Source organism: Rhodococcus sp. (in: high G+C Gram-positive bacteria) (genome assembly GCF_049286785.1).
Classification (GTDB): domain Bacteria; phylum Actinomycetota; class Actinomycetes; order Mycobacteriales; family Mycobacteriaceae; genus Rhodococcus_F.
The window spans coordinates 1-1,561 of sequence record NZ_JBAQEO010000296.1; the positions used below are offsets into that span (position 1 = coordinate 1).

Consider the following 1,561-nt stretch of genomic DNA (forward strand, 5'->3'; position numbering starts at 1 on the left):
TGAATCGCCCCGGGTCTGTCGGAGGCTCTCGAACCTGTGAAGGATGGAGAGCGTGGCAGCACCACGGAAGTACAGTGTCGGGCTGAAGGAACGAGCAACGAGGATGGCGGTCGAGGCCCGCCAGGATCCGGCGACGCGACCGGGAGCGCTCAAGCGGATCGCCGATCAGCTCGGTGTGCACCCCCGAGGCGCTCCGGACCTGGGTCAAGCAGGCCGAGATCGACGGCGGCGTGCGCCCGGGCACCACGACCAGTGATGCCGAACGGATTGCCCAGTTGGAACGGGAGAATCGCGAGCTGCGGCGGGCGAACACGATTCTCAAGCAGGCCTCGGCTTTCTTTGCGGCGGAGATCGACCGCCCACAGCGCTGATCGTTGAGTTCGTCGCTGCTCACCGCGACGAACACTCCAGTCGTTCCGATCTGCGCGGTCTTGCGCGGTACGGCCGCCCAGATCGCTCCGTCCACGGTCCGAGCTCACCTGGGCCCCCAGCGAACCGAATCGGCACGTGCGGTGCGTGACCGCGAGGTTCTGTCCCGGATCCGGAGAGTTCATGCCGACAATCTCGGGGTGTACGGGGCCCGCAAAGTGCACGCCAGTCTGAAACGAGAGGGGATGTCGGTGGCCCGGTGCACCGTGGAACGATTGATGAAAGCTGATGGGCTACAGGGAATACCACGGTTGAAAGGTCGGAAGACCACGCACAGTGACGGGGCCCAGACTCCGCGGCCGGCGGATCGGGTCCAGCGGCAGTTCGTCGCCGACGCGCCCAACACGTTGTGGGTGGCGGACCTGACCTACATTCGCACGCATTCGGGGTGGGTGTACGCCGCGTTCATCCTCAACGTGGGGGCACCTCCCTGGACGAAGTCCTTGGGGGAGTCTCCCGGATGATCGTCGGTTGGCAGGTCTCGACGTCGATGCGTACCGACCTGGCCCTCGACGCCTTGGATATGGGGTTGTGGGCGCGCCGACGGGTCGGCCAGGACGTCGCCGGGTTGATTCACCCTCCCCCTAGCACTTCGTGCAGGGCGGTACCCCCAGCGACCGAGGCGTGCAGTATCGGGCTGTGCGGCACACCGAACGCCTCGATGAGGGTGACGGAGTGTCTTCTGTTGGTTCCAAAGGAAATCCCTCTTAACCGGCTAATACCCGTATCTGTGCAGGTCAGCGACACGCCGTGTTGCGCTGATTACGGGCTGGCTGGTGCTCACTGTTGGTACATCTGTTCTCGTGACTAGTGACCGGGAGCTTCGGCTCGAGGAGCGCGACAGCGCCTGGGTGTTGGCCGGCGAGGGTGCCTCGCGGTTCGTCATGGTCGATGAGTATCTGGCGCACCTTCTGGATCGGAACTACTCCCCGAAGACGGTGCGCGCCTACGGCTATGACCTGCTCGCGTTCTGCCGTTGGCTCCTCGTCGAGGAGCAGCCGCTGGACGAGGTGACCACCGAGGTCCTGTTGCGGTTCCTGCGGGCCTGTCGGGAAGCGAAGGTCCCCGGGCGTCCGGGACCGAATGTGGTCAAGATGTCCTCGGGCCGCCGGACCGACCAGTACGCGGTCAC

General features: G+C 65.2%; 3 protein-coding genes. All 3 read left to right on the forward strand.

Going from position 1 to position 1,561, the window contains the following annotated elements; translation table 11 throughout:
- Positions 1-173: 173 nt before the first annotated feature.
- A complete protein-coding gene (locus WAW17_RS11515; RefSeq protein WP_422333110.1) occupies positions 174-371 on the forward strand; it encodes a transposase in 198 nt (65 codons plus the stop codon).
- 3 nt (positions 372-374) lie between these two features.
- Entirely contained in the window at positions 375-893 is a 519-nt protein-coding gene (locus tag WAW17_RS11520; RefSeq protein ID WP_422333111.1) for an IS3 family transposase, read from the forward strand.
- 339 nt (positions 894-1,232) lie between these two features.
- Positions 1,233-1,561, forward strand: a 329-nt coding sequence (locus WAW17_RS11525) for a site-specific integrase (protein ID WP_422333112.1), incomplete at its 3' end; no start/stop codon positions are given.